Here is a 6,784-nt window from a genome sequence, read left to right on the forward strand (position 1 = left end):
CCAGCAACCCATGCCATTTTGCGCGGGATAACGCGTGATACCATCATCAAGACGGCACAGGCTTTGGGCTTTGCCTTTGAAGAAAGGGCCTTTTCACGCGACGAGGCCCTTCAAGCCCGCGAAGCCTTCATTACCTCTGCCACAAGCTTCGTAACCCCGGTCATTGGCTTAGATGGCGAGAAAATCGGTGAGGGTGCGCCCGGTCCAATTGCACGAAAACTGCGGGAAACCTATCTTTCGCAACAAACATCAGTAAAAAAGCCTTAGACAACACTCTTCTGGATTGAAATTTCCAAGAAGGACTGCCTAATGAGAGACTCAGGTAGCGAAGTGCGTTACCCAAAAAAAGACAGGGCTTACAATGTCTGCCGACAAAAAACAGAATCTGCAGGATACATTTTTAAACGCGGTCCGGAAGTCGCGCACGCCGCTGACCATTTTTCTGGTGAATGGGGTGAAACTTCAAGGCGTCGTCACTTGGTTTGACAATTTTTGTGTGTTGCTACGCCGCGACGGTCAGGTGCAACTGGTGTATAAGCATGCCATCTCGACCATTATGCCCGGCGCGCCGGTTCAGATGTTTGAGGGCGACCCAGCGGACCTCGACTAGGGCTTCCTTGTCATTATTGGTCTAAAGGATCATGCTGATGCGGCTACAGATGGTCTGTAGTTGTGCCACAGAGCTAGGATAATCGCATTTGATCGATCGTCAGGCGCCCGTACAGCGGGCCTTGGTCATCCACCCGCTTCGAAGCGACGCCGCGGCTAGTCGTGACCCTGATTTGCGCCTGATTGAGGCCTGTGGGCTTGCGGAAGCCCTTGACCTTGACGTGGCCGATGGGCGGCTTGAGCCCCTGCGCCAGGTGCGCCCGGGTGCCTATTTCGGGACAGGCAAGATTGAAGAGCTCAAAGTTCAGTGTGAAGAGCTGAAGGTCGATGTTCTAATTCTTGATGACCAAATGTCGCCGGTACAGCAGCGCAATCTTGAAAAAGAGCTGCAGGTTAAAGTGGTTGATCGTACCGGCCTCATCCTTGAGATTTTTGCCCGGCGGGCGCGGACGCGGGAAGGGCGCTTGCAAGTCGAATTGGCATGCCTCAGCTATGAGAAGTCCCGCTTGGTCAAGACTTGGACCCACTTGGAGCGCCAGCGTGGGGGTACCGGGAAAACGGGCGGGCCGGGGGAACGGCAAATCGAGCTCGATCGTCGTATGATTGCCGACAAAATCCTGAAGCTAAAAAAAGAGCTGGAAGAGGTTAAGCGGACGCGGGCCCTCCAACGGGCAAGCCGCAAGCGTGTGCCTTATCCTGTCATCGCTTTGGTTGGTTATACCAATGCGGGTAAGTCTACCTTGTTTAATCGTGCCGCCTCCGCCGACGTCTTGGCCAAGGACATGCCCTTTGCCACCTTGGATACGACCTTGCGCGCCGTGCGTACCCCGACTGGCAGAGACGTGATCTTGTCCGATACCGTGGGCTTTATCACCGATTTGCCGACCGAATTGGTGGCAGCCTTCCGGGCCACGCTCGAAGAAGTCGCCCAAGCAGATCTTCTGGTTCATGTTCGCGATATCGCCCATGCTGAAAGCGATAATCAGCGCCGGGATGTGGAATTGGTGCTCGACCGTGTGCTGTCGGACCATGAAAGCAAGCCACCCTTGATTGAGGCTTGGAACAAGATTGATTGCTTGGATGAAGCGGGTGCTGCCTATGTCCGAGCGCGAGCTGCCGCTTCAGGCCTTGATGGCACGGCCCAAGGCATTTGTGTCTCGGCTTTGACTGGGGAAGGGGTCAAGGACCTCTTTGCCTTGATTGATTCTGAGCTCGCGCTGGATGCCCGCCCGCTAGATCTTGTCATTGGGCCAGATCAAGGCGCGGCGCGGGCCTGGTTATTCCGCAAGGGGGCTGTCCGCCACGAAGAAACCGACGAGCAGGGCTTTACCCATCTGAAAGTGCGCCTGACCGCCGATGATGCGGCCCGTTTTGTGGCGCAATGGCCGCAAATTCTCTCAGAGGTTCCGTTCGTTTCGCTTGGCGAGGTTCCAGAGCCCGTCCATTTCCTCGAGGCTTGAGGTTTCAGGGCTTTTGCCCTCCTGCCGCAGGGCCTGTTCGATCCAGCGGAAGCGACGCTCAAACTTGGCATTGGCAGCCCGCAGCGCAACCTCGGGGTCTACTTTCGCCTTGCGCGCAAGGTTTGCCAGCACAAAGAGAACATCGCCAATCTCCTCTTCAATATGGGCCTGATCGCCCTCGGCAATGGCCTCGCGGGTTTCGCCTATCTCTTCGGTGAGCTTGGCAAAGACTTCTTCGAGGCTCGGCCAATCAAAGCCAACGCGGGCAGCGCGCTTAGTAAGTTTTTCAGCGCGCATGAGGGCGGGCAGGGCCAAGGGAATATCGGCGAGAAGGCTTGGATCATCGGCATGTTTGGCGGCGCGCTCTTTCGCCTTCATCACCTCCCAATTCTGGGTTTGTTGCTCGGCAGTCTCAATTTGGCGGGTGCCGAAGACGTGCGGGTGACGCGCCTCCATTTTGTCTGACAGGCCTTGGACGACATCCTCGAAGGCAAAAGCGCCTTGTTCCTCGGCCATGCGGGCGTGAAACACCACTTGAAACAAAAGGTCGCCTAGCTCTTCCTTCAAGGCAACCAAATTGCCTTGAGCTATCGCGTCGGCCACTTCATAGGCTTCTTCGATCGTATAGGGGGCGATGGTGGCAAAGCTTTGCTCAAGGTCCCAAGGACAGCCTGTCTCTGGGGTGCGCAAGGCAGCCATAATCGTGAGGAGGCGGTCAATGGAGCTGGGATGGGTCATCGCCCCACTATGGTGCGATTCTATGCTGTCTGAGATGCTTGCTGTTCGAGGTCTCGCTTAGCCGCAATGGCCGCTTGAAGCTCTGCCTGGCGCTTGGCATCGATGGGATATTTGACCAAGAGCAAGGCCCCAATAAGATTGACGATAACTGGCAAGCCAATGAATAAGAAGGTTAGGCCGGCCAAAGCCTCGGGCGTATTTTCGCCGCCCAGCTTGGAATTAAAGCCGAAAAGGCCAAGCCCGATATAGGTAACCCCAACTGCCAAGGCATAGCCTGCCTTGCCCGTCAGCGTCACCAAAGCATAAAGAAGGCCCGTGCGGTCTTGCCCGGTTTGTAACAAATCCTCATCGCCAATATCGGCCATCATGGCGCGGAGAAGATAGGCACCGGATGTATAGACAATCCCAGCCACCGCCATGCCGGCCGCTGTCGCGATGAAATTGCCTTCCGGCAGCAGCATGACAAAGGGCAAGCTGACCGCCGTATAAATGCAGGCGCACAGGAGGGAGACATGTTTTCCCCAGCGCCGGGCAATCATGGTCCAGATCGGGGCCCCGATCAGACCTGCGATGAAATAGATCAGCAACAAGGCCGCTGCCAAACCGCCAAAGCCCTTGACCGCATCAAAATAGAAAAGAAACAAACCTCCAGTCACACCCGAGCCAAACATCAGCAGAAGATCACAAATCAACAGACGCCGACAAGCATCAGATTTAAATAGGGAAATGACATCCTTTAGATTTGTTTTCTTGGCCTTGGCCTTGGGCGCTTCTTCTTTAGCAAAGACTGCTGCGATAAGCGCGGTAATCGGCATCAGGACAACGATGAACCAACCCATGCCTTGTACGCCATCGGCAGCGGTTCCGCCCTGCGAATGGGTCAGAACAGGGATCATCAGAACCAGCAACATGCCCACCACATTGCCCGCCTGCCAGAACACAAAGACGCGCGACCTCTCATGATAATTATCACTCAACGTCGCGCCAAGCGACATTTGCGAGAGTGAGCCCATGGAAAAGCCAACATAGGTAAAGAACAACCAGAAGGCCAGATAAGTGGCATCGGCTCCGGGTTTTGCCATGAAGAGGAAATAGGAGCCCACCATAATGACCGGAATGGACATCACAAGCCATGGCGAGAATCGGCCAATCCGCGTGCGCGTTTGGTCCATCGCAAGGCCAATCCCCACGTCAACCCCAATATCGAGGATGCGCGCGAGCATGAAAAGAAGGCCGACAATGCCAATTTCCAAGCCGATATAGCCCGCATAATGGGGTGGCAATTGAACGACGAGGGGTAGACCTAGGGCCGCAAGGGGCAGGCTGGGCGCGGAGAAAGCTAGAATACGAGACAAAGCGACTTTAGAACCCGTTGGGGCGGGCTTTGCTGGATCGATTGCCATACTTCCTCCGAAGGCCCGTATTGGTTCGGGCTCATATTTTTGATCTTGTCACCCTTTGGGCCAAACGCCAAGCCCCTAGCTAAGGGATTGGAACCACTTATGTTACTGACTGGTTTTTCCAAGCGCGTTTGTAATGGCTGTTGAAAGCTCTGCCGATTGGGGCGTCACAGCGGACGGGAAGGCGGCAATAGGACGCCCATCCTTACCGATCAAAATCTTATGGAAATTCCATTTCGGTTCAGCTTTTGGCCCTAACACATTCAAAGCATTGCGATAAAATGGATGCGCGCTTGGGCCGCGCACGACATATTTGGCCGCCATCGGGAAGGTGACTCCATAATTAAGCTCGCAAAACTTCTTGATCTCGGCGGCGCTGCCAGGTTCTTGGCCGCCAAAGTCATTCGAAGGCACGCCAACTATGACAAGACCTTCACGTTGCCGTGATTTCCACAGGGTTTCGAGGCCCGCATATTGGCCCGTATAGCCGCATTGCGACGCCGTATTGACCACCAAAACGACTTTGCCTCGGTAATCCGCCAAATTGATTTGTCCGCCCATCAGTCCTTCAAATAGATTGGGAGATGTCATGCTTGGTGCTTTCGTTGGCGTTGGCGTTTGAACTGGGGCTGGTGCGGCCTTTGGCTTTTGGGGAGTTGATTGACCCGAAGCAGCTACGGCAATTCCAACTGCCGCGCTGAAGGCTAGGGAAAGGCCCACAATCCATTTCTTCATCATTCATCTCCTGATTTCACCTTAGCCACTTGTTGTGAAATCATTTTCACGGTCGAGCGACAAGTTCTAAATTGTGCAAGCAGCACCAAAGCAGGGCGATTGCCCGTAGTGGTATCACAAAAGCGAGGCCAAAGCCGCACAATCAGCACTTTCGACCTAATGTGAGATGATCCATTCATCGCACTCGGCAAGGCTAAGAGCTGCAGCGGGCAGGTGCTTAGGCCAAGAAAATCTGTTTCACGCAAGCGCCACTGGGATCGAAGGTCAAGGGAGGCGGAAGAAACTTAAACCGCCGTCGACAGGTGAGCCGTGCACGGCACGATCACCATCGCCATAATCCCAAAATCCGTAATTCGCATAATATATGTTATGGGACAAAATGAGTAGAAGATACGCGAAACAACTGCCCAAAGTTCCGGGATGAACAGCCTCGTTGGCTGACACAAGGCCGCCAGAATCCCTTCATTGGCCTCCAGTCATGCGAGACTTGCGAGCTAAAGATTGTCCCACAGCGTTCATGTCTTTTCGCCGGTAACGGTTCAAGGACAGCGTTAATCTAGACCAGCTTTGACGTGTTAAGAATTGCCTAGGTGCTGCCAGCTGCCATTCCAGCGCCAATCCTACACATGACGACATGATTTCGGACAAAGATTCACGGCTTCGAAACACCCATTCGGTTAGAAGTAAGGGCCTGTCTTCGAACCTTGCGCGTTAGATCAGGTGATTGAAGAACAGGAATGCTTATGACGACCCATCCCCTTCCCGCCCTTGAGATCAAATCGCTAACGAAACGATTTGGCACCAAGACCGCTGTATCAGACTTTAATCTGACACTGGCACCAGGCTCTTTCTATGGGCTCTTGGGCGCAAACGGGGCGGGCAAGACCACAACCATGCGAATGATTGCAGGTCTGCTTCAGGCCGATGAAGGCAGTATTTCGGTGTTTGGCCGCGATGTTTCAACCGATCCGCGCGGGGTAAAATCCATCACCGCTTGGCTGCCCGATGAGCCTTTGCTCTATGACAAGCTGACGCCGATGGAATATCTCGAGTTCATCGCAGGTCTGTGGTCGGTAGAAGCCAGTGTGGCGGAAAAACGCGCCGAAGAATTATTGCGTTGGATGGATTTGTGGGAAGAGCGCGATAAGCGCTGTGAGACTTTTTCGCGCGGCATGAAGCAAAAGACTGCGCTTGCTGGCGCGCTGTTGCATGATCCAAAACTGCTGCTCTTGGACGAGCCTTTCTCAGGCCTTGATGCAGCTGTGGCCCGGCAAGTTAAAGAACTCTTGGTGGGAAAGACCAAAGAAGGCGCAACCATTGTTTTGACAACACATGTTATGGAAATCGCTGAGCGCTTGGCCGAGCGCGTTGGCATCTTCCACCGCGGCCGCTTGCTCGCAGATGGATCCATGGCTGATTTGCGGGCGCAAGCAGGCAAAGCCGAGGCCAGTTTGGAAGATATCTTCATTCAATTGGTCGACGAAGCCTCAGTAGGCAGTTTCGCATGATGCTCGACCGCTTATTTGTGCCTGGCAGCATCCTATGGCTGGCGCGCCATCAAATTCGTTTGTCTTGGCGATTGGGTCGGCTTGGCAAGAAAATGCCGAGCTGGTTAAAGCCCGTTTTCACGCTCGCATTCGTTGCCTTTTTGAGCTTCGGTTTAGGCTTTGGCGTTGCGAAAACTTTTGAGGCTGCCGCTGGGGATTATGAACAGCTCTCATCGCTGGCTGGGGCCATTATCCTGACTTTGATGATTTCGGGCCTGTCCATGAATTTGATGGGTTCGTTCATGACGATAACCGAGAAGGGGGATTTAGACCTCCTCCTCTCCTCCCCTATTCC

The 6,784-nt window shown here is 54.2% G+C and carries 7 protein-coding genes and 1 pseudogene; 5 read left to right on the plus strand and 3 right to left on the minus strand.

Annotated features, from left to right (window positions below):
- From IOB61_RS09950 to hflX, 3 genes are all read left to right on the plus strand, one after another.
- On the plus strand, nt 1-267 hold a 267-nt coding region (locus IOB61_RS09950; protein ID WP_290815843.1), incomplete at its 5' end, for an aminotransferase class IV.
- 94 nt (nt 268-361) lie between these two features.
- Entirely contained in the window at nt 362-610 is a 249-nt protein-coding gene (gene hfq / locus IOB61_RS09955) for an RNA chaperone Hfq (RefSeq protein ID WP_085339964.1), read from the plus strand.
- A gap of 88 nt (nt 611-698) precedes the next feature.
- Nucleotides 699-2,069, plus strand: a complete 1,371-nt coding sequence (hflX, locus tag IOB61_RS09960; protein ID WP_290815846.1) for a GTPase HflX — start codon at nt 699-701, stop codon at nt 2,067-2,069.
- On the opposite strand, the gene mazG is transcribed toward hflX, so the two are convergent.
- From mazG to IOB61_RS09975, 3 genes are all read right to left on the minus strand, one after another.
- On the minus strand, nt 2,007-2,807 hold the full coding sequence (gene mazG / locus IOB61_RS09965; RefSeq protein WP_290815849.1) for a nucleoside triphosphate pyrophosphohydrolase: 801 nt from the start codon (nt 2,805-2,807) through the stop codon (nt 2,007-2,009). The genes hflX and mazG overlap by 63 nt on opposite strands.
- A 20-nt stretch (nt 2,808-2,827) precedes the next feature.
- Nucleotides 2,828-4,210 carry an MFS transporter gene (locus IOB61_RS09970; protein ID WP_290815852.1) on the minus strand — a complete coding sequence of 461 codons (1,383 nt, stop codon included), beginning with the start codon at nt 4,208-4,210 and terminating at the stop codon, nt 2,828-2,830.
- Nucleotides 4,211-4,312: 102 nt separating this feature from the next.
- Nucleotides 4,313-4,942 carry a redoxin domain-containing protein gene (locus tag IOB61_RS09975; protein WP_290815855.1) on the minus strand — a complete coding sequence of 210 codons (630 nt, stop codon included), beginning with the start codon at nt 4,940-4,942 and terminating at the stop codon, nt 4,313-4,315.
- A gap of 743 nt (nt 4,943-5,685) precedes the next feature.
- Between IOB61_RS09975 and IOB61_RS09980 the strand changes: the two genes are divergently transcribed.
- On the plus strand, nt 5,686-6,450 hold the full coding sequence (locus IOB61_RS09980; protein WP_290815858.1) for an ABC transporter ATP-binding protein: 765 nt from the start codon (nt 5,686-5,688) through the stop codon (nt 6,448-6,450).
- Nucleotides 6,447-6,784, plus strand: a pseudogene (locus IOB61_RS09985) (hypothetical protein); the annotation flags it as partial. The gene IOB61_RS09980 and the pseudogene IOB61_RS09985, both read left to right, overlap by 4 nt.

Source organism: Aquidulcibacter sp., assembly GCF_020253525.1.
GTDB lineage: Bacteria > Pseudomonadota > Alphaproteobacteria > Caulobacterales > Aquidulcibacteraceae > Aquidulcibacter.